This is a genomic window from Arthrobacter sp. 49Tsu3.1M3, from assembly GCF_900168135.1.
Lineage (GTDB): Bacteria > Actinomycetota > Actinomycetes > Actinomycetales > Micrococcaceae > Arthrobacter.
Genome location: NZ_FUZD01000009.1, coordinates 24,701 through 44,456, shown reverse-complemented (window position 1 = coordinate 44,456; position 19,756 = coordinate 24,701). Strand labels below are relative to the sequence as shown.

Genomic DNA, 19,756 nt, shown 5'->3' with positions numbered 1-19,756 from the left:
AGGTATTGATCCATTGTAGTCAATCCTGTGGATAAACCAAAGAGGACTGCGGCGTGGATCACACGGTGTCCCAGGCGGTGTGACAGGCGGCCCGGGACGGCTTCACTCTGTGCCCAGCCCGGCACTTGCCGCGGCCAGTGGTCCGGTTAGTGTCCGGCGTCGGGAATCCAGCAGCTGTCCACGACGGCGGAGACCGCCTGGGATTCCGTGCGCAACTGGGTGCGGTGGGCTGTGGTGCGTCCGCCGTCCGTGCCGGCATCGGCCGCGTTCGGCCCGATGTCCACAACCTTCCAGCCGACAATCGCGAACTTCGAGTCCATGGCCTTCACAGCACACTTCGCCTCCGCTGCCGGGTCCTTCGTGACCTGGAAGTCGATTTCCGTGACCGTGGCGTCGGTGGTGCTGTAGCCGACATCCTTGAAGCTGACACCGCCGATGGCCGCCGACGTCGACACCCAGGCCAGAAAGGCAATGCCCACGGCGAGGGCGGCGATCAGGATGTTGCGCTTGACCTTGCGGGACAGCGCGCGCTTTTGGCCGCCGTAACGATTGGATAGGCTGTTAGGTGCCGGCGCGGCAGGCTGGTCCTCGGAAGTCACCAGTCCAGTTTAGTGTGGATCGGACCGGGATATATCCGGCTGGCCGCACAGACCAAACCGCACGCCAACAGACGCACCCCAACAGAGCAGAACAGCAGAAAGAGGAGCCGTCCCACGATGACAGCATCCCCCAGCCCGTCAGCACCGCTTCGTCTGCTGGCGGTCCATGCTCATCCCGACGACGAATCCAGCAAGGGTGCCGCCACAATGGCGATGTATGCCGCCGCCGGCGTGGACGTCCTGGTGGCCACGTGCACCGACGGCTCCCGCGGCGACATCCAGAACCCCGCGATGGAAGGCCAACCGCACCCCAAACGCGACATGGCCGGGGCGCGCCGGCTGGAGATGGATGCCGCCGCCAACGTCCTCGGCATCCGTCAGCGCTGGCTCGGCTTCGTCGATTCCGGTCTGCCGGAGGGCGACCCCCTGCCGGCCCTGCCGCCCGGGTGCTTCGCCCTGCAGCCGCTGGAGCGGGCGGCCGCGCCGCTGGTTCGGCTGGTCCGGGACTTCAAGCCCCACGTGATCCTCAGCTATGACGAGAACGGCGGCTACCCGCACCCGGACCACATCATGGCGCACCGCGTGGCCGTCGAGGCCTTCGCGGCGGCCGGCGATCCTGCCCGGTATCCGGACGCCGGGGAACCCTGGGAGCCCAGCAAGCTCTACTACGACCGCGCCTTCAGCCCGGACCGTTTCCGGGCCCTCCACTCCGCGCTGGAGGAGGCCGGCCTGCAGTCCCCGTATGCCGAGCGGCTCGCCGCGTGGCTGGAAGCGGACGCCGAGGGGCATACCCCGCCGCCGCCGACGCACCCCACCACCACCCAGGTCGAGTGCGGCGATTTCTTCGAAGCCCGCGACGACGCACTCCGCTCGCACCGGACCCAGGTGGACCCGGAAGGATTCTTCTTCGCGGTCTCCTCGGCCATGCAGCGCAAGGTCTGGCCGTGGGAGGACTACTCCCTGATCGAATCCCGGATCCCCGTAGATCTGCCCGAAACGGACCTCTTCGCCGGGCTAAGATAGAGACGAAAGGGCTCTTCTATCCAGTGTAGAAAAGATGCTGTAGACCAAGCACTGTAGAAAAGTCACCGCAGAAAAGACACCAGTTCCACAGAAGGTTCCTCACCGTGCATTCCTTGCTCATCGCCCTCGCAACAGCCCCGGCGCCGACCCCTACGCCGTCGCTGCGCCCGGGCCTGTCCGAGGACCAGGTCACCCCGGGTCTGCTGGGCTTCCTGCTGACAGCCTTCATCGTGGTGTTGACCGCGCTGCTGATCGTGGACATGGTGCGGCGCATCCGCCGGGTCCGCTACCGTGCCCAGGTGGAGGCCGAGCGTGAGGCCGCCGGGGACGCCGGGAGCGCGGACGCCGGATTCCCTGCCGAGGGCACCGCCTTCCCCGCCGACGGCGGGGCTTCCCGGTCCGACGGCGCGGTTACCCGGCCGGAAGTCAACGGCGATGCGGGACCCGGAACCCGCTGACCGCGGATTCCCCAACCCGCCGTCCGGGGCCTCGAATGCCCTGGCGGCGGAACCCTCTGCGTACCTGCGCCAGCATGCCGGCAACCCCGTGCACTGGCAGCCGTTCGGTGACGCGGCCTTCGCCACCGCAGCCGCCCGGGACGTGCCGGTGTTCCTCTCGATCGGCTACGCGGCCTGCCACTGGTGCCACGTCATGGCCCACGAATCCTTCGAAGACCAGGACACCGCCGACTACCTGAACGCCCACTTTGTCTCCATCAAAGTGGACCGCGAAGAGCGCCCTGACGTCGATGCCGTCTACATGACAGCTACGCAGGCGATCAGCGGCGAAGGCGGGTGGCCGATGTCCGTCTTCCTCCTGCCCGATGGCCGGGCCTTCCATGCCGGCACGTACTACCCGCCCCGGCCCATGCCGGGCCGGCCGTCCTTCCGGCAGGTCCTTGAAGCCGTGAACGAGGCCTGGACGGACCGCCGCGGCGGCGTCGAGGCCAACGCTGCCACCCTGGCGCGCGGCATCGCGGCGTCCCAGCCGGCAGCCGTCCTGCACCTGGACGGCCCGCCCGAGGCCCTGGACGCGGCGCTCCTTGGCGAAGCCGTCGCCGCCCTGTCCGGCGCCGAGGACCGGGCCCACGGCGGCTTCGGCGGCGCGCCGAAGTTCCCGCCCGCGGCCGTGCTCGAATTCCTGATCCGTCACGCCGCCATGCCGCCGGCCGCCACCCCGGACACCCCGGGCCTGGACACCACGGGCCAGGACTCCGCGGGCCTGGACACCGCCGCCGCAGCCCGGGACATGGCCGGGCGGTGCCTGGCGGCAATGTCCCGCTCGGCGTTGTTCGACCAGCTCGACGGCGGCTTCGCCCGCTATTCGGTGACGGGGGACTGGTCTGTTCCGCATTTCGAGAAAATGCTCTACGACAACGCCCAGTTGCTGCGCGGCTATGTCCATTGGGTCCGGCTGGGCGGCACGCCGGAGTACCCGGCGGCCGAAGCCGCCGGGATTGCCGGACTCACCGCCGACTGGCTCCTGGCCCGCCTCGGGCTGGCACCGGCGACGGGCCCGGACACCGGGGTCGTGGCCCTGGCGTCGTCGCTGGACGCCGACACGGTCGTCGACGGCGTGCACGCCGAGGGGGCCAGCTACCTGTGGACTCCCGGCGGCCTGGAGTCGCTCCTGGGCCCGGCCGACGGCGCCGCCGTGGCGGCCCTCATGAACGTCCGACTGCCCGGAAGCGTGAGCGCCGACGGTTCGCCGCTGCATCCGGGCCGGGAGATGTCCGGCGGAGATGCCGCGCTGTGGCAGCGGGTGCGCCCGCAGCTGGCGCAGGCGCGCAGGAACCGGCCCCAGCCCGGCCGGGATGACAAAGTGGTGGCGGCCTGGAACGGACTCGCCGTCGCCGCCCTCGCCGAGGCCGGCGCCGTCCTGGCACGCCCGGAGCTTGTGGCCGCGGCGGAGCGGATGGCGGACTATCTTGAGCGCGTGCACTGGCGGCCCGCGGCGGATGGCCCCGGCAGGCTCATGCGCGTCTCCCATGACGGAGTGGCGCGCGGAATCGGCGGTCTGCTGGAGGACTACGCCATGTGCGCCGAGGGGCTGTTCGCGCTCTATGCGGTTACCGGGCACACCCGCTGGTATGGGCTGGCCGAAGCCATTCTGGACGCCGCCTGCGAGCGGTTCGCGGCCGACGGCGGCCTGAGGGACGCTGCGGGGGAGTCCGCGCAGGTCACGGCCGCCCAGGGCGGCCGTGACGGCCTGGAACCGTTCGACGGCGCCACCCCCAGCGGCGCCGCCGCGCTGGCCGGTGCCCTGCTGACCCACTCGGCCCTCTCCGGCTCGTCCGAACACCGCACCCTGGCGGCCAGCATCCTCGCCGTGCTGCTTCCTCCGCTTGCGGTCCAGGCACCCCGCGCCGCCGGCTGGCTGCTCGCCACCGCCCAGGCCGCCGTCGCCGGTCCCATCGAGGCCGCCGTCGCTGGACCGGACACCCCGGAACGGGCTGTGCTGCACCGGGAACTGTTGCTCTCGGCCAGCCCCGGGCTGGTGGTCGCGGTCCAGGACGACGGCGCCGCCCGGCCAGTACCACTGCTGCAGGGCCGCGGCGCGGGCCCGGACGGCGCCCCGCAGGTGTTCCTGTGCCGCGGCATGGTCTGCGGCCTCCCCGCGTCGTCCGTCGAAGGAGTGCGCGGGCAGCTGGCTAGGATGTCCCCATGACGGGTCAGGACGGCCTTGAGCTGGTGGTTTTCGATTGCGACGGTGTGCTGGTGGATTCAGAGGTGATCGCCATTCGGGTGGACCAGCGCGTGCTGGCCGATCTCGGCTGGGAGCTGGAGCTCGATGACATCGTGGAGCGGTTCGTCGGAAAATCCGAGGCGCACTTTGTGGCCGAAGTGGAACAGCAGCTCGGGATCCGGCTGGCCGACGGTTGGGACCGCGACTACGGTCGCTGGTACCAGGAGGCGTTTGAACGTGATCTCGAGGCCGTTGACGGCATCGAGGACGCCCTGGACCGGCTGTCCTTGCCGCACTGTGTCGCCTCCAGCGGCAGCCACGAAAAGATGCGCCGGACCCTGGGCAAGACCGGGCTGCTGCGCCGCTTCCAGGGCCGCATCTACAGCGCCACGGAAGTGGCCAACGGCAAACCCGCGCCGGACCTGTTCCTCCACGCCGCGGCGAGCCTGGGCGCCGCTCCCCGGCGGTGCGCCGTCGTCGAGGACAGCGCCTACGGCGTCCAGGCCGCCCGGGCGGCGGGAATGCACGTCTTCGCGTATGCCGGCGGTGTCACCCCGGCTTCCCGACTGGCCGGTCCCGGAACCACCGTCTTTTCAGACATGCGGCTGCTGCCCGAGCTCATTGCGGCAGGGTATCCCGGCTGAGCCGGGGGCAACCCTGACGCCGGAATTCCCCACTATTGAAGCCGGCGCCCGGCGTGTCGGGCCGAACTGCCGGCGAGTCCCGGCGCCGCAGTTTCCAAGGTGGGGAGAATCAGCGCAGCCGGCGTCAGCCCAGAACCGCGATGGCGATGGCGATGTAGTGCGCGGCGAAGGCAAAGACCGTCAGCGCATGGAACAGTTCATGGAAGCCGAAGTGTTCGTAGCTGAAGTTCGGCTTCTTCAGCGCATAGAAGACGGCTCCGGTGATGTACAGGACCCCGCCGACGCAGATCAGCACCGCCGAGGCCGCATTGGCGGCGAAAAAGTCCGGCAGGTAGAACAGCGAGCCGCAGCCCAGGGCGATATAGATCGGCACGTAGAGCCACCGCGGGGCATTGGTCCACAGCAGGCGGAACAGCACGCCGAGGATGGCCCCGGACCAGATCACCCAGAGCAGCACTTCGGCTTGCTGCCGGTCCAGCAAGGCCCAGGCGAGCGGCGTGTAGCTTCCGGCGATCACCAGCATGATGTTCGTGTGGTCCAGCCGCTTCAGGACGATCTTCACGCGCGGTGACCAGTTTCCGCGGTGATAGACGGCACTGACGCCGAACAGCAGGACCCCGGTGACGGCATAGACGGCACAGGCGACCTTCAGGTCCGGCGGCGCCAGGATCACCAGCACCAGTCCGGCGGCCAGCGCCAGCGGGGCGGTGACGGTGTGGATCCAGCCCCGCCATTTGGGCTTGATCATCAGCAGTTCAGCCAGGCGCACCGCGGCGTCGTCCACCGGGGTTGCCCGCTTCGCCGGAGGCTCCGGCCGGGGCTCCGGACTGTTGCTTTCCATGCCGTAATAATAACCTACGCCGTAGTAAGTTACCGGTCAGTAACAAGCCATCCGGGGCTGTCCTGTAGCGGAGCTGCACCCGGCACGGCCCTCCGGCGGGTAGCCTAGGATGTGCACTGAACACGTACCTCAAGGAAGCCAGGTGAATCTCCGGATGGAAATGCCCGGGTTCCTCTACGGCTTTTACGAGCGCAAGCTCCAGCGCTCCCTCGACCCCGAGCGGATCCCGCGCCACGTCGGCGTCATGGTCGACGGCAACCGGCGCTGGGCCCGCCAGTTCAACGCCCCCACGAGCCAGGGCCATCAGGCCGGCGCGGACAAGATCCACGAATTCCTCGGCTGGTGCCAGGAGCTGGGCATCAAGGTGGTCACCTTGTACATGCTCTCGACGGACAACATGAACCGCTCCGGCGAGGAACTCGACCTCCTGATGGGCATCATCGCCAACACCCTGGACCGGCTGGACGAGGACGCCAACATCTCGGTGCACGCCATGGGCGCCCCCGAACTGCTGCCGGACTACCTCGCCGAGCGGCTGAACAACCTGACGGCGCGCACGCCCGCGCAGGAGAGGCTGCACGTCAATGTCGCCGTCGGCTACGGCGGACGGCGGGAAATCGTCGACGCCGTCCGGGAACTGCTGCACGACGCCGTCGCCCGGGGAGCGGACATCGGACAACTGGCCGATGAACTCACCGTGGATGACATTTCGCGTTTCCTCTACACCCGGGGCCAGCCGGATCCGGACCTGGTGATCAGGACCTCCGGGGAGCAGCGGCTGTCCGGATTCCTCATGTGGCAGAGCGCGTACAGTGAGTTCTACTTCTGCGAGGCCTTGTGGCCGGCGTTCCGCAAGGTGGACTTCCTGCGTGCCCTGCGCGACTACGCCGGAAGGCAGCGCCGCTTCGGCGCCTGAGCGGTTCACGCGGAGTTCACAAGACGGCAACAAGAATCGCCGAAAAATTATCGGACAAACCGGCCACCGGAGACGTACGTTAATCCCATCGGCAGGCAATTCGCCGGCCGATCGGGGAGGCCAGTACATGGAGCGGATTTTCGCACCGGGTGTATGGGAGGCCGCGTCCGGCCTCCAGGCCGAGCCGCCTCACCAATAACAATTCCGGGCATTGCCCGGGGCTGGAGTCGATGTGGCTATTTCTGAGCAACTGCCCGACGTCATTTCCGATCAGGGACAGAAAGCTACCTCTCGCGCCAAGCGAGCCACCTCAAAGACCGGTGCAGCGGATTCCGCGGCGGCCGGTCTTGCTGTTTCCGGGGAAGGAACAGGGAGCCGGGGCACGGCCCGCAGTTTCGTGATCGATACCTCCGTCCTGCTCTCCGATCCGCGGGCCCTCCTGCGCTTCGCCGAGCACGAGGTCATCCTGCCGATCGTTGTCATCACCGAGCTTGAAGGAAAGCGCCACGACCCGGAGTTGGGTTACTTTGCGCGCAAGGCCCTCCGGCTGCTCGATGACCTGCGGCTCGAGCACGGCGGCCTGGACCGTCCCATCCCGCTGGGCCCCGACGGCGGCACGCTCATGGTGGAGCTGAACCATATCTCCGCCGAGGTGCTGCCCGCCGGGTTCCGCGGGGTGGACAACGACAGCCGCATCCTCGCGGTGGCCAAGAACATGGCCAACGAGGGCCGCGACGTGACGGTGGTATCCAAGGACCTGCCGATGCGCGTCAAGGCCTCGGCCATGGGGCTGCTGGCCGACGAGTACCGCAATGAACTGGTCAAGGACTCCGGCTGGACCGGCGTCGCCGAGCTCGACGCGGGCGAGGACGAGGTTGCCACCCTGTACGGGCACGAGCCGGTATTCATCCCGGCGGCGGCCGAGATGCCGACCAACACTGGGCTGGTCCTGCTGTCCAGCCGCGGCTCGGCCCTCGGACGGGTGGGGGCGGACAAACAAGTCCGGCTCGTGAAGGGCGACCGCGACGTCTTCGGACTCCACGGCCGCTCGGCCGAGCAACGGTTGGCGATCGACCTCCTGATGGACCCGTCGGTCGGCATCGTGTCCCTCGGCGGCCGGGCCGGCACCGGCAAGTCCGCACTGGCCCTGTGCGCCGGTCTCGAAGCCGTCCTGGAGCGCCGTGAGCACCGCAAGGTGATCGTCTTCCGGCCCCTGTATGCGGTGGGCGGCCAGGAACTCGGCTACCTGCCCGGGTCCGAAGCCGAAAAGATGAACCCGTGGGCACAGGCGGTCTTTGACACCCTGGGCGCGCTGGTCAGCCAGGAAGTGGTGGAGGAAGTGATGGACCGGGGCATGCTTGAGGTCATGCCGCTGACGCACATCCGCGGACGATCCCTGCACGACGCGTTCGTGATCGTCGACGAGGCGCAGTCCCTGGAGAAGAACGTGCTGCTGACAGTGATGAGCCGGATCGGCCAGAACTCCAAGATCGTCCTGACCCACGACGTCGCCCAGCGCGACAACCTGCGGGTCGGACGGCACGACGGCGTGGCGGCCGTCGTTGAGACCCTGAAGGGACACCCGCTGTTCGGCCACGTCACCCTCACCCGCTCGGAGCGCTCGCCGATCGCAGCCCTCGTGACGGAGCTGCTGGAGGGGGCGGAGATCTAGCCAATCACCCTGCTTGGGGCCGTGGTCCGGTTCGCCGGACCGCGGCCCTTCGCCATGGTCGGGTAAGCGTGGTTGGGTTCGGCGGGGTTGGGGGCCGTGGTTGGGTTCGCCGGGCAGCGGCGTCCCGCCGTCGCTTAGACACCTCCCGTCGCTACGCTGCGGTCGCTGGGCGACCTTCGCTTCGCTTTGGTCGGCGATGCGCTCCTTGCGGGACACCGCGGCCCCGCGATAGTGAGCCGCTCACCAGCCGGGACACGGACTTTTCGCAAGGTGAGACGCGCGCCGTCGGGGCCGGCCTTTCGCAAAGGAGCGCATCGCGGCGCATCGGAGCCCGGAGGTCGCCCAGCGACCGCAGCGGGTCCCATGCGTCGTGTCTAAGCGACGGCGAAGGGCCGAGTCCCGGCGAACCCAACCACGGGGACCCAGCGACGGCGAGATGTCTAAGCGACAGCGGGGCGCCGCTGCCCCGAACCCAACCACGGCAACCCAACCACGGCACCCCAGCCACCGCGGACCGCCGCTGCCCCGCTTGGGCGTTGCTACGGGTGGATGCCCAGGTACTTCGCAAAGGCTTCGTGGCCCTCTACTTCCAGCTGCCAGTCGGGGCGTTTGAAGGTGGCGGGGGTGAGGCGGACGTTTTGGACCTCCTGGGCCTTGCCGCCCCAGGCGGCGCGGGTGACGCCGTTGAGCTCGTAGCCCAGGGAGCGTGAGACGCCCAGGGACTGCTGGTTCCAGGCGGCGGCCTCGGATTCCGCCACTTCGGCGCCGAGCCAGTCGAAGGCATAGAGGGCGACGGCGGCACGCATTTCCTTGCCGAGGCCGTGGCCCTGGACGCTCTGGCGGAGCCATGAGCCCGTGGTGACTGTCTTCAGCGTGGTGAAGTCCTTGGCCGCGATGTCCTGGCAGCCGACGAATTCGTCCTCGTGCCAGATGCCGAGCAGGAGCGTCCAGTCCTGTGGGCTCATGCCGCCGCGGCACCGCCAGTACCACTGCGCCATGTTGGTTCCGAGCTCGCTGGGCGGGGCTTCGGTCCAGGGATTGCTGAACGGGTTCTGGCCCTGGGGGTGCACGCCGCTCAGGGCGGCTGAGACCGCGGCCGGAATGTCCGCGTCGCGGATGGGGCGCAGCTGCAGGCGCGGCGTGGTCACGCGCAAGCCGAAAGGGGGCCAGTAGTCGGCGGGTTCAGTCATCGAAGGAAGCCTAGCGCTGCCGGCGGGCGGATGCGAGTCACGGCCCGGCTACTCCGCGGGGACATCCCAGCTGATGTGGCGACGGACGTCCGTGAGGTTCATCGATTCGGCCAGGAACAGGTCATCGAGCATGTATTCGTCGACGCCCAGGATGCGGAGCCAGTGCCCGTAACCGTCCTGCTCTGAGCCGGACCCGGGCGCGTCCAGCCAGCGGCTCGCAACGCAGACGCCGGTGCCGGCGTCAATCCTCAGCAGCGTGCGTCCCGGACGGCATAGCGGGGCTCCGGGATCGGCGGGACGGTAGGAGAGGTTCGGGCTGACCGTCGATTCCAGGGCAGGCCGGCCCTCGTGGTCTACCTCCGTGATGGGGCCAAGCTCCACGGCGTTGGAGTTGGGGAACTCCAGCGGGACGGGGGCGTTCCCCGCCAGCTCCACCGGGTCCAGGACGGCGGCGAACCTGCCGTTGCCGAACGACGGCTCGCCATAAGCTGCCTCCGGGCGGCGGCGCACCAGCCCGTCGTCGTCGTACACCGGCGTAACCAGGTGCGGGGGCAGGAGCCAGGTCTTCCTCGTTGAGCTGATGTAGAAGCCGCCGCGGGAATCATTGATGCCGGTGGTGCTGCCGATCACGAGGCCGTCGGCCGTCTCCAGCCGCAGGGCGCCGGGCCGGCGCAGCCACCCCCTGACGAGGTCGCCGGGGGAGGGGGCGGCCGGGGAACCCGCGGAAAGCGTGAGCGGCCGGTCCAGGTACTCGAACCTCAGCGACTGCCACTTCCAGGGCGATGACCGGCACAGGTTCCGGAAGGCCGCGGCCTTCTCCGCCGGGCCGCGGGGGGCGTCCGGCCCGCGCCGGTTCGTGCTGTCCCATGCGGCCATATCCACAGTTTACGCGCGGGGACCGCCGGGCCGGACGAATATCAAGTAGCATCCGAGAGTGATCGAACGACTCGGCACCCTGGGCGCCGCCAACCCGCTGGCATTCTGGCTTGCCCTGGCTGCGTGCGCGTATTTCTTCGTGATGGCCGTTCGGCTCACGGTCATCGACGTCCGGCACCACCTGCTCCCGGACAGGATCGTCTTTCCCTCCTATGCGATCGCCGGTGTCCTTCTGCTGGGCGCGGCGGCCAGCCAGTTGATTCCCGGCGGGCAGGATGTGGCCGGCGCGGCCGACGCCGGGGCGTTCGGCATTCCGGGGCTCCGTGTCCTGGCCGGCGGGGCAGCCCTCTGGCTCTTCTACTTTCTCCTGCACGCGGTGTATCCGCCGGGAATGGGATTCGGCGACGTGAAGCTCGCGGGCGTCCTGGGAATGTACCTGGGATTCCTGGGCTGGGGGCACGTCATGGCGGGGACCTTTGCGGCGTTCGTCCTCGGCGGGCTGTGGAGTCTCGGATTGCTCGCCGCGCGGCGCGGGACGCTGCAGTCGGCCATTCCGTTCGGGCCCTTCATGCTGGCCGGCACGGCCGCCGCCATGCTGCTGCCGACGGCCGGATAGGCTGACGGCACGGCCATCCCGGTCTCCCGGCGCTGACCGGGCCGGCACGCAGCAGGGGCGCCGCACCCCCAAAGGTTGCGGCGCCCCTGTTGGCACGCTCCGGCTGCTGCCGGGCCGTTTCCGGACCGTCAGCCGCGCAGGCGGGTGAGCTCGTCGGCGTGGCGGGCTGCCGCCCGTTCCGCCTCGAGCCGCTCGGCTTCCTCGCCGCCGACTGCTTCGCCGCGGGCCACCATGCCGGCGGTGTCCGACAGGGGGATCTGCTTGAGGGTCAGGGCCAGGATCAGGGCGATGACCAGGAACGGCAGCAGGTACCAGAAGACGGGGGCGAGCGAGTCCGCGTAGGCGTTGACAATCGCGTCCTTGAGCTGTGCCGGGAGCTGGCTGAGGACCTGGGGGTCCATCGTCCGGGTGGATTTCGACGCCTGCTCAGCGGACGCCCCGGCACCGGTAAAGGCATTGGTCAGGGACTCGGAGAGCCGGGTGGTGAAGATGGAGCCGAACACCGCGACGCCCAGGGAGGCGCCCACCTCGCGGAAGTAGTTGTTGGTGCTCGTGGCCGTGCCGATCTGGTCCGCCGGCACGGAGTTCTGGACCACCAGGACAATCACCTGCATGATCGAGCCCAGGCCGGCGCCGAAGACGAACAGCTGCACGCAGATGACCCAGATGGGCGTGGCGGCCGTGAGCGTGGTCAACCACAGCATTGCCGCGATGGTCAGGGTGGCCCCGAGGATCGGGAACATCTTGTACTTGCCGGTCTTGGAAATGCGGATACCGGAGAAGATGGCCATGCCCATGAGTCCCACCATCATGGGCAGCATCAGCAGGCCGGATTCGGCGGCGGAGGTCCCGGAGGACATCTGCAGGAAGGTCGGGACGAAGGCGATCGCCGCGAACATGCCCAGCCCGAGGGTGAAGCCGATGGCGGTGGAGTTCACGAAGATGCGGTTCTTGAACAGGCTCAACGGAATGATGGGATCCTCGGCCCGGCGCTCCACCAGGATGAAGGCCGTGGCAGCGAGCACCAGCCCGGCGCCGAACGCCCACGTCAGCGGGGAATCCCAGCCTTCGTCCTTCTTGCCGCCGAAGTCGGTGAAGAAAATCAGGCACGTGGTGGCCGCGGAGAGCAGCAGCACGCCCAGGATGTCGATCCGCTTCTCGGCCTTCTTGTTCGGCAGCGTCAGGGTGAACCAGGCGATGGTGAACGCGGCGATGCCGATCGGGATGTTGATGTAGAAGGCCCACTCCCAGGTCAGGTGGTCCACGAAGAAACCGCCCAGCAGCGGTCCGGCGACGGCGGAAAGGCCGAAGATTGCGCCCAGCGGGCCCATGTACTTGCCGCGCTCCTTGGCCGGAACGATGTCGGCGATGATGGCCTGGGACAGGATCATCAGGCCGCCGCCGCCGAGGCCCTGGATGGCGCGGAAGACCACGAAGCCCCAGAAGTCCGTGGCGAGGGCGCACCCGACGGAGGCGAGGGTGAAGAGCCCGATGGCGATGAGGAACAGGTTCCGGCGGCCCAGGATGTCACCGAACTTGCCATAGATGGGCATGACGATGGTGGTGGCGAGCAGGTAGGCCGTGGTGATCCAGGCCTGGTGTTCCACGCCGCCGAGCTTGCCGACGATCGTGGGCATGGCGGTGGAAACGATGGTCTGGTCAAGGCTGGAGAGCAGCATGCCTGCGATGAGGGCGGAGAAGATGATCCAGATGCGTTTCTGGGTCAGCAGCAGCGGTTCGGCTGCTGGCTTGGTGCTGACGGCGGCGCTCATTGCGCTCCTTCGGAAGGGTTGGGCTGGACGGTGTTTGACTCGACTCCGTCGGGGTCGGCTGTGTTTGGTTCGGCTGTGTCGAACTGGGACATGGTGAACGGCAGGGAGAAGAGCGTGCGGGCTGCTGAAATGTTTTCCAGCAGCAGGTCCTTGTAGCGGCGGGCGTTGCCCTCGGAGAAGTAGTCGGCGCTGGTTTTCCGGGCGACGTTTCCCAGGAGGACCACGGCCATGCGGACTACGGGATGATCGGCAGGTACGCCTTCCCTGGCCGCGAGCAGCCTGGCGAAGTCGGCCTCGCGTTCCTCGGTGGCGCCGATGATCTTCAGCATCAGTTGGGGTTCCTTCTTGATCACCCCGATCAGCTGGCGGGTCTCTTCCTCGGAGCCGCTCATCCGGTCCGACAGATCGAGGGACAGGTGCACGAGGTCGGCGAGGAGTGAGGCCGAGATTTCCCCGGCGGGCGACCCCGCGCCGCCCGCAATGAACCGGGCCACCACCTCTTCCGGGAAGTCGTCGTCGACGTGGCCCAGGATCGCATCTTCCTTGGCGGGGAAGTAGTTGAAGAAGGTCCGGCGGGAGATGCCGGCGCGCTCGCAGACTTCCTCCACGGTGTAGCCGCTGAGGCCGCGTTCGGCGGTCAGGGAACGCGCGACGGCGGTGATCGCCGCCCGCGTTGCGGCCCGCTTGCGCTCGCGGAGACCCCCCGAAGTAGTTGCACTGTTTCCCATAGAGTGTATTTTTGCACTTAATTATAAATAGTGCAAAAAATGATGTGGGCTGCTGCTGGCAATAATGTCGCTGCCCGGCCGTAGCCTGCTCCTGTCCAGCCATACTGCTGGCATCAGGTGGCCCGCGACGAGGCAGAAGCCGTCGGGGGCCGGAAATGGGGAAGCATGACAGATTCAGCCCTGACGCACGTGTACGTCCTCCTGGACCGTTCCGGGTCGATGAGCGCCATCGCCGATGACACTGTGGGCGGGTTTGCGGCGTTCATCCGCGAACAGCGGGCAGTCGCGGGCCGGTGCCGGCTGTCGCTGGCGCAGTTCGATGACACCTACGAGCGCGTGTACGCCTCGGTGGACATCCAGGACGTGCCGGCCCTGGACCTGCAGCCGCGGGGCAGCACCGCCCTGCACGACGCCATGGTCCGGCTGATCGGCGAAGCGGGTGCGGAACTGGCGGCCCTTCCGGAGGACCAGCGCCCCGGCACCGTGCTGGTCGCCGTGCTGACGGACGGGCACGAGAACTCCTCGCGCGAGGCCACGGGCGAGCTGGTCAAGGCCCTGGTCCAGCGGCAGCAGAGCCAGTGGGGCTGGCAGTTCACGTATTTGGGCGCCAACCAGGACGCCGTATTGACCGCCGGCGGCCTCGGCATCCGCGCCGAAGACGCCCTGACCTATGCCGCCGGGAACGTCGATGCTGCCTTCTCCGTCCAGTCCGCCAAGACGCGGCGGTTGCGGGAGGCACGGACCGGCGGTGCCAGCATGGCGGATGCCGCGGCGGCAGCGGCCTACACGGCGCAGGAGCGGGAGGCCGCCGGCGGGAAACCGCCCAGGATCTAATTCCTGACCTGCGGGGCAGACATGCCGACGGCCGGCACCCTTCCAGGAAGGATGCCGGCCGTCGGCGGAAGTTCTCTTCCGGGCGGCGTCGCCCGGAGCCGTTAGGCCTTGTGCGGCGGGCGCGTCATGGACATGACGTCCAGGGCGGTGTCCAGCTGCTCTTCGGTCAGTTCGCCGCGCTCGAGGAAGCCCATGGAGACGACGGTCTCACGGATGGTCAGGCCCTCGGCCACGGCCTTTTTGGCGATTTTGGCGGCGTTCTCGTAGCCGATGAACTTGTTCAGCGGGGTGACGATCGACGGCGAGGCCTCGGCGAGGAAGCGGGCGCGTTCGACGTTGGCGGTGATGCCGTCGATCATCTTGTCGGCCATGACGCGGCTGGTGTTGGCCAGCAGGCGCACGGATTCAAGGAGGTTGGCGGCCATGACCGGGATGCCGACGTTGAGTTCGAAGGCGCCGTTGGTCCCGGACCACGCGATGGCGGTGTCATTGCCGATCACCTGGGCGCAGACCATGATGGAGGCTTCGCAGATGACGGGGTTGACCTTGCCCGGCATGATCGACGAGCCCGGCTGCAGGTCCGGGATGGCGATTTCGCCGAGGCCGGTGTTGGGGCCCGATCCCATCCAGCGCAGGTCGTTGTTGATCTTCATGAAGGAAATCGCGATGTTGCGCAGCTGGCTGGACGCTTCGATGAGGCCGTCGCGGTTGGCCTGGGCCTCGAAGTGGTCGCGGGCCTCGGTCAGGGGCAATCCGGTGTCGGCCGCCAGCAGTTCGATCACGCGTTCCGGGAATCCGGCCGGCGTGTTGATGCCGGTGCCCACGGCGGTGCCGCCAAGCGGGACCTCGGCGACGCGGGGGAGGGCGGCGTTGATGCGCTCGATGCCGTAGCGGACCTGTGCGGCGTAGCCGCCGAACTCCTGGCCCAGCGTGACGGGGGTGGCGTCCATGAGGTGCGTGCGGCCGGACTTCACGACGTCCTTGAATTCGGTGGCCTTGCGCTCCAGCGACTCTGCCAGGTAGCCGAGGGCCGGGATCAGATCGTTGATCAGGGCAGACGTGGCGGCGACGTGGACGGACGTGGGGAAGACGTCATTGGAGGACTGCGAGGCGTTGACGTGGTCGTTCGGGTGGACAACCTTGTCGCTTCCGGCAGACGTGAGGGCACGCGTGGCGAGCTCGGCGATGACCTCGTTGGTGTTCATGTTCGAGGACGTGCCGGAGCCGGTCTGGAAGACGTCAATCGGGAAGTCGCCGTCGTACTTGCCGGCCGCAACCTGGTCGGCTGCGTCGGCAATCGCCTGGGCGAGCTCGCCGTCGAGCACCCCCAGTTCTGCGTTTGCCTGGGCGGCGGCCTTCTTCACCCGTGCGAGGGCTTCGATGTGGGCGCGCTCCAAGGTCTTGCCGGAGATCGGGAAGTTCTCGACTGCCCGCTGCGTCTGTGCGCGGTACAGGGCGTTCACGGGAACGCGGACTTCGCCCATCGTGTCGTGTTCAATGCGGAACTCTTCGGTGTTCAACTCATCTGTGGAAGTCATGGGGCTAGCTTATTGGGAGTGGGGGTCCCACCGAAAACCGTGAACTGCTTCCTGACGTGGCAGCCGCGGCAGCCGCGTCAGGAACCCGGACCTGGAGAGTTGAGCCTAGAGCTCGCCGATTCCGGACACCAGGCCTGCTTTGCCGTCGGCCAGGCTGTAGGCGAGGCCGATCACGGCGGCGCGGCCGCTTTCCACTGCGTCCGAAATCACACGGGAGCTGTCCACGAGGCGCTGCGAGGTCTGCTTGACGTTCTCGACCACCATGTCGTTGATGTCGTCCTGATTGTTGCGGAGCGAGGTCAGCACGGACGGGGTGATGCGTTCAACCAGGCTGCGCATGAATCCGACCGGCATCTGGCCGGTCTCCACGGCGGCCTTGGTGGCGGTCACGGCGCCGCAGCGGTCGTGTCCGAGGACGACGATCAGCGGCACGCCGAGGACGCTGACGCTGTATTCCAGGGAGCCGAGGACGGCGTCGTCAATGACCTGGCCGGCGGTCCGGACAACGAACGCGTCCCCCAGCCCCAGGTCGAAGATGATTTCGGCGGCGAGCCGGGAGTCGGAGCAACCGAAGATTACGGCGAACGGGTGCTGGTTCTCGACAAGCGACGAGCGCCGCGACGCGTCCTGGTTGGGGTGTGAGGAGGCTCCGGCGACGAAGCGTTCGTTACCTTCGCGGAGACGCCGCCAGGCAAGGGCAGGGGTGAGATAGGTGGCCACGCCCCCGACTTTACTTTGTTGTGGCCGCCGATGCGGAAACTGTTGCGCCGGGGGTAGGTGCCGGCGTCGTGGACCCTGCTCCGGTGGGCGGATTACTTTCGAGCGACTTCACCACGGCCGTGGCCAGGGTGGAGAACTCTTCCAGCGTCGCGGATCCGGAGAGGATGACGGTGGTGCCGCGTTCGGTCAGGACCAAGGATTTCTCGCCCTTGCCGGTGTCGCGCAGTTCCCAGTCCCGGCCGCCGGCGTTGCGGGTGCCGGTCACGGGAGCGTTCTTGGTCTGCTGCAGGAGCCAGGTCGGGTTGGCCGTGCGGGTCTGCACGAGGGCGATGAAGGATTCCTTGGGCGTCAGGTAGCCGACTTCCCAGGCGGGGACGCCGCTGCCGGCGCCGGACTCCCAGCGGGCGTAGTTGGCGCGGAATGTGTCGCCGGTATCGGCCGCCACGGGTGTGAATCCCGCCACACCCGCCGCGTTCTGCGCGGTGGCGCTGACGTTGACGTTGGGCCGGTAGCCGTCGGTCTTCGGCGACGGGTTCATGAGGACGATCGGCAGGAACGCGGCGATGCTCACCACCAGGGCGATGATCATGCCCATCACGGAGGCGTTGGCGCGTTTGGCCGCCGCGGCGGCGATGACGGGCTTCACGAACGGCTGGCCGGATGGGGCCGGGCCTGCCGCGGGGGAGCTGCCAGCCGGCGAACCGGGGGCGGCGGGGGAAGCGTCCTGCAATTCACTCACCCCTCTATAGTCGCGCATGTCCGGGCCGATCTCACATTCGCGGCGCATCGGCTGCCCGGAGGTGAAGTGCGTCACGCGCCGGACATCCCATGACCTTGCGGGTCCGCCCCGACTATGATCAGTATCAGACGAATCACCGCGACGGATCGATCCTGGCCGTACGGGTTCAACGACCGCCACTCGAAGAAGAGGTTCACGTGACACCAGCGCCCATGTCCCAGAAGTACTCCACGCTTTCCCCCTCGCTCGCCGTCGGGATCGATGAGCCTGACCGCAACCTCGCGCTGGAACTTGTCCGCGTCACGGAAGCCGCGGCCATCGCCGGCGGCCACTGGGTGGGTTTCGGCGACAAGAACAAGGCCGACGGCGCCGCCGTGGACGCCATGCGCTCCTTCCTGCAGACCGTGCACTTCAACGGCGTCGTTGTCATCGGTGAGGGCGAGAAGGACGAAGCCCCGATGCTGTTCAACGGCGAGCACGTCGGTGACGGCACCGGCCCCGAGTGCGACGTCGCCGTCGACCCCATCGACGGAACCCGGCTGACCGCCCTTGGCATCAACAATGCCCTGGCGGTCCTGGCCGTGGCCGAACGCGGCTCCATGTTCGATCCTTCCGCCGTGTTCTACATGGAAAAGCTCGTCACCGGCCCGGAAGCGGCCGACATGGTGGACCTGCGCCTGCCGGTCAAGCAGAACCTGCACCTGATCGCCAAGGCCAAGGGCGTCAAGGTCAACCAGCTCAACGTCATGATCCTGGACCGCGACCGGCACCGCCCCCTCGTGGAGGAAATCCGCGAAGCCGGCGCCCGCACGAAGTTCATCATGGACGGCGACGTCGCGGGGGCAATCGCCGCTGCGCGTGCCGGCACCGGAGTCGACGCCCTCATGGGCATCGGGGGCACCCCGGAAGGCATCGTCGCGGCCTGCGCCATCAAGTCCCTCGGCGGCGTCATCCAGGGCCGCCTGTGGCCCACGAGCGACGAGGAGAAGCAGAAGGCGATCGACGCCGGCCACGATCTGGAGCGCGTGCTCTCGACCAATGACCTCGTCTCCAGCGACAACTGCTACTTCGCGGCCACCGGCATCACCGACGGCGACCTCCTCAAGGGCGTCCGCTACTCCAAGGACAAGGTCCTCACCCAGTCCATCGTGATGCGGTCCAAGTCCGGCACGATCCGCTTTGTCGACGGCGAACACCAGGCCAGCAAGTGGGAAGGCTACGCCCGCAGGAGCTAGCACCTGAGCGGCACCACTGAACTGCACGTTAGAGCACAGCGAATCCCGGGCCCGCCTCCGCGGCCCGGGATTCGTCGTCTTAAACCCGGTGCATGATGACGTGCCTGTTGCGGCGGGGCGGCCTGTGCCCGTGGGATTAGATAGGGTGGAGCCATGACGTGGCTCGTAACTGGCGGTGCAGGATATATCGGTTCTCATGTGGTTTCCGCTTTACGCGGTGCCCGGATCCAGCCGGTGGTGATTGATTCCCTCTCCAGTGGGCACCGTGAGTTCGTGCCGGCCGATGTGCCGTTCGTCCATGGCAGCATCCTCGACGCCGACCTCGTGGCCCGTACGCTGCGGGAGCACGCGGTGACCGGGGTGATCCATTTGGCCGGTTTCAAGTACGCCGGGGTTTCCGTCCAGGAGCCGCTGCTGACCTATGAACAGAACGTCACAGGCACCGCGCAGCTGCTCAAGGCCATGGAGCTCACCGGCGTCGACAAACTGGTGTTCTCCTCGTCCGCGGCCACCTACGGCACGCCCACCGGCGACATCGTCACCGAAGCGACGCCCACCAACCCGGAATCGCCCTACGGCGAGAGCAAACTCATTGGCGAGTGGCTGATCCGTGACCAGGGCCGGGCCCGGGGCCTGAACCACACCTCGCTGCGGTACTTCAACGTCGTCGGCTCAGGGGCGCCCGAGCTTTACGACACCAGCCCCCACAACCTTTTCCCGATCGTGCTGCGGGCGCTCACCGCCGGTAAGACGCCGCGCATCAACGGCATCGACTACAACACCCCGGACGGCACCTGCGTACGCGACTACGTGCACGTGGCGGACCTGGCCACCTCGCATGTGGCCGCCGCCCAGGCGCTCGAGGCGGGCAAGCCGCTGGAGCGGGTGTACAACCTCGGATCCGGGGACGGGCTGTCCGTGCGCCAGATCATGACGGCGATGGCCGACGTCACGGGAATCGACTTCGAACCTGAAATCGGTCCGCGGCGGGCGGGGGATCCGGACCGGATCGTGGCCGACGGCACGCTCGCTGCCCGCGATCTCGACTGGAAGATGCGGCACTCCGTGGAGCAGATGGTGGCCAGCGCCTACGACGCCCAGCGGCACGCCATTACGGCCAACTAACGC

General features: G+C 68.1%; 19 protein-coding genes. 10 read left to right on the top strand and 9 right to left on the bottom strand.

All coding sequences use genetic code 11. The annotated features are described in order from the left end of the window. Positions 1-146: 146 nt before the first annotated feature. Positions 147-599 (bottom strand): DUF4307 domain-containing protein, encoded by a 453-nt coding sequence (locus tag B5X90_RS11695; protein WP_079553163.1) that lies wholly within the window; start codon positions 597-599, stop codon positions 147-149. A 117-nt stretch (positions 600-716) separates the two neighbouring features. Between B5X90_RS11695 and mca the strand changes: the two genes are divergently transcribed. From mca to B5X90_RS11675, 4 genes are all read left to right on the top strand, one after another. Next, complete coding sequence (gene mca, locus B5X90_RS11690; protein ID WP_079553160.1) at positions 717-1,622, top strand: mycothiol conjugate amidase Mca; 906 nt, start codon at positions 717-719, stop codon at positions 1,620-1,622. A gap of 104 nt (positions 1,623-1,726) precedes the next feature. Next, the gene (locus B5X90_RS11685; RefSeq protein WP_079553157.1) at positions 1,727-2,080 is read left to right on the top strand and encodes a hypothetical protein; all 354 of its coding nucleotides are present in this window, start codon (positions 1,727-1,729) and stop codon (positions 2,078-2,080) included. Beyond that, complete coding sequence (locus tag B5X90_RS11680; RefSeq protein WP_079553155.1) at positions 2,058-4,289, top strand: thioredoxin domain-containing protein; 2,232 nt, start codon at positions 2,058-2,060, stop codon at positions 4,287-4,289. Before B5X90_RS11685 ends, B5X90_RS11680 begins: the two co-directional genes overlap by 23 nt. Next, entirely contained in the window at positions 4,286-4,951 is a 666-nt protein-coding gene (locus B5X90_RS11675) for an HAD family hydrolase (protein WP_079553153.1), read from the top strand. The genes B5X90_RS11680 and B5X90_RS11675 overlap by 4 nt, the downstream gene beginning before the upstream one ends. 124 nt (positions 4,952-5,075) lie before the next feature. Here B5X90_RS11675 and B5X90_RS11670 read toward each other — a convergent pair whose 3' ends face one another. After that, positions 5,076-5,792 carry a PAQR family membrane homeostasis protein TrhA gene (locus B5X90_RS11670; RefSeq protein WP_230009209.1) on the bottom strand — a complete coding sequence of 239 codons (717 nt, stop codon included), beginning with the start codon at positions 5,790-5,792 and terminating at the stop codon, positions 5,076-5,078. A 154-nt stretch (positions 5,793-5,946) separates the two neighbouring features. On the opposite strand from B5X90_RS11670, the gene B5X90_RS11665 reads away from it, so the two are divergent. Next, positions 5,947-6,708, top strand: a complete 762-nt coding sequence (locus tag B5X90_RS11665; protein WP_043436292.1) for an isoprenyl transferase — start codon at positions 5,947-5,949, stop codon at positions 6,706-6,708. Positions 6,709-6,940: 232 nt separating this feature from the next. After that, a complete protein-coding gene (locus tag B5X90_RS11660; protein ID WP_026266649.1) occupies positions 6,941-8,380 on the top strand; it encodes a PhoH family protein in 1,440 nt (479 codons plus the stop codon). Positions 8,381-8,919: 539 nt separating this feature from the next. Here the strand turns inward: B5X90_RS11660 and B5X90_RS11655 are convergent. Both B5X90_RS11655 and B5X90_RS11650 read right to left on the bottom strand, forming a co-directional pair. Beyond that, complete coding sequence (locus tag B5X90_RS11655; RefSeq protein ID WP_079553150.1) at positions 8,920-9,570, bottom strand: GNAT family N-acetyltransferase; 651 nt, start codon at positions 9,568-9,570, stop codon at positions 8,920-8,922. Positions 9,571-9,618: 48 nt separating this feature from the next. Continuing rightward, complete coding sequence (locus tag B5X90_RS11650; RefSeq protein ID WP_079553147.1) at positions 9,619-10,446, bottom strand: hypothetical protein; 828 nt, start codon at positions 10,444-10,446, stop codon at positions 9,619-9,621. A 58-nt stretch (positions 10,447-10,504) separates the two neighbouring features. Between B5X90_RS11650 and B5X90_RS11645 the strand changes: the two genes are divergently transcribed. Next, entirely contained in the window at positions 10,505-11,062 is a 558-nt protein-coding gene (locus tag B5X90_RS11645) for a prepilin peptidase (protein WP_079553145.1), read from the top strand. Between the two features lie 128 nt (positions 11,063-11,190). On the opposite strand, the gene B5X90_RS11640 is transcribed toward B5X90_RS11645, so the two are convergent. Beyond that, positions 11,191-12,834, bottom strand: coding sequence for an MDR family MFS transporter (locus tag B5X90_RS11640; RefSeq protein WP_079553142.1), 1,644 nt, complete (start codon positions 12,832-12,834; stop codon positions 11,191-11,193). Further along, positions 12,831-13,562 carry a TetR/AcrR family transcriptional regulator gene (locus tag B5X90_RS11635; protein WP_079553140.1) on the bottom strand — a complete coding sequence of 244 codons (732 nt, stop codon included), beginning with the start codon at positions 13,560-13,562 and terminating at the stop codon, positions 12,831-12,833. Before B5X90_RS11635 ends, B5X90_RS11640 begins: the two co-directional genes overlap by 4 nt. Positions 13,563-13,727: 165 nt before the next feature. On the opposite strand from B5X90_RS11635, the gene B5X90_RS11630 reads away from it, so the two are divergent. Then, positions 13,728-14,396 (top strand): vWA domain-containing protein, encoded by a 669-nt coding sequence (locus B5X90_RS11630; protein WP_079553137.1) that lies wholly within the window; start codon positions 13,728-13,730, stop codon positions 14,394-14,396. Between the two features lie 101 nt (positions 14,397-14,497). Here B5X90_RS11630 and B5X90_RS11625 read toward each other — a convergent pair whose 3' ends face one another. The 3 genes from B5X90_RS11625 to B5X90_RS11615 form a co-directional block, all read right to left on the bottom strand. After that, positions 14,498-15,934, bottom strand: a complete 1,437-nt coding sequence (locus B5X90_RS11625) for a class II fumarate hydratase (RefSeq protein ID WP_079553135.1) — start codon at positions 15,932-15,934, stop codon at positions 14,498-14,500. Between the two features lie 105 nt (positions 15,935-16,039). Next, positions 16,040-16,654, bottom strand: coding sequence for a carbonic anhydrase (locus B5X90_RS11620; protein ID WP_079553133.1), 615 nt, complete (start codon positions 16,652-16,654; stop codon positions 16,040-16,042). A gap of 10 nt (positions 16,655-16,664) precedes the next feature. Beyond that, entirely contained in the window at positions 16,665-17,411 is a 747-nt protein-coding gene (locus tag B5X90_RS11615; RefSeq protein ID WP_179129121.1) for a DUF4245 domain-containing protein, read from the bottom strand. Between the two features lie 194 nt (positions 17,412-17,605). On the opposite strand from B5X90_RS11615, the gene glpX reads away from it, so the two are divergent. Then, a complete protein-coding gene (glpX, locus tag B5X90_RS11610; protein ID WP_028277383.1) occupies positions 17,606-18,628 on the top strand; it encodes a class II fructose-bisphosphatase in 1,023 nt (340 codons plus the stop codon). A gap of 153 nt (positions 18,629-18,781) precedes the next feature. Further along, a complete protein-coding gene (gene galE / locus B5X90_RS11605; RefSeq protein WP_079553131.1) occupies positions 18,782-19,753 on the top strand; it encodes a UDP-glucose 4-epimerase GalE in 972 nt (323 codons plus the stop codon). The last annotated feature ends 3 nt before the right edge of the window (positions 19,754-19,756 follow it).